Annotated in this window: 1 protein-coding gene; it reads right to left on the bottom strand. The window is 47.8% G+C overall.

All coding sequences use genetic code 11. The features are described 5' to 3' along the window. On the bottom strand, positions 1 to 592 hold a 592-nt coding region (locus tag R7Z47_RS25885), incomplete at both ends, for an MFS transporter (RefSeq protein WP_318130900.1).

Raw genomic sequence — 592 nt, forward strand, 5'->3', positions numbered from 1 at the left:
TGGTTTGAGGGATGAAGCTCAGACCAATGTCTTTGGCTTCATAGCCTAGTTGCGCCATGATTTCTGGCATACCAGTAAGGTAAGCAAAGAACGCTGCCGAAGCGGTTGCAAACATAAACACGTTACCTAGGTAAGTTTTTGAACCTAGTAACGCTTTAATATCCGCAGACATGCTGGTTTGTTTGATTTCGGCTTGTTCGTTCTTTTGTGCCATGGTGGCAGCAACGAGCACTACACCAACAAGCGTTAATGCGATAAAAATACTGTGCCAACCAAAGCTATCCGCTAAAACCACACCCAGTTGAGGTGCAAGTGCTGGTGATAGTGCCACCAACGGCATGATGGTTGCAAAAATTTGCTGGCTACTGCTGGAGTAACGCTTGATTACCATCGCTTGCCAGATAACAGCAGGAGCACACACGCCGATTGCTTGCACAAAGCGCAGTGTCAGTAGGTGCCAAACTTCATCGCAGAATGCTAAGCCGAATGAGGCAATGGTAAAGAGTACCAGACCTGCGGCCAGCGTATTGCGGTGACCAAATTTATCCGATGCCAATCCCCACATCAACTGACCAAAAGCCATACCCACAAG

This window comes from Vibrio sp. 1641 (assembly GCF_033339995.1).
Lineage (GTDB): Bacteria > Pseudomonadota > Gammaproteobacteria > Enterobacterales > Vibrionaceae > Vibrio > Vibrio alginolyticus.